Genomic DNA, 545 nt, shown 5'->3' on the forward strand with positions numbered 1-545 from the left:
GCCCACTTGCCTCTAAGCCTGTAATGGAAGGTAAAGCGTTACTGTTTAAGCGTTTTGCTGGCCTTGATTCAATTGATATTGAAGTGAAGCATCGCACGATCGACGAGTTCGTTGATACGGTTGCGAACATTGCTGACACTTTCGGTGGTATCAACCTTGAAGACATCAAAGCACCAGACTGTTTTGAAATTGAAAAGCGTTTGATTGAGCGTTGTGACGTACCAGTATTCCACGATGATCAACATGGTACGGCTATCGTGACAGCTGCAGGTATGCTCAATGCTATCGAGCTGCAGGGTAAGAAGCTTGAAGATTCAACGATTGTTTGTCTTGGTGCTGGTGCTGCAGCAGTTGCGTGTATGGAGCTGCTTATCAAGTGTGGCGCAATGCGCGAGAAGATCTACATGCTGGATCGCAAAGGGGTGATCCATACTCGTCGTGATGATCTGAATGAGTACAAGCAACTGTTCGCAACCAATACAGACAAGCGCACACTAGAAGATGTGATCGAAGGTGCATACCTATGCCTAGGTGTATCTGGTCCA

1 protein-coding gene is annotated in these 545 nt (G+C 46.8%); it reads left to right on the plus strand.

Features of this window, described 5'->3' with window-relative positions; genetic code table 11:
- Nucleotides 1-545, plus strand: a 545-nt coding sequence (locus tag R7Z50_RS30340; RefSeq protein ID WP_318150129.1) for a malic enzyme-like NAD(P)-binding protein, incomplete at both ends; no start/stop codon positions are given.

The sequence above is a fragment of the Vibrio sp. 1249-1 genome (genome assembly GCF_033340495.1).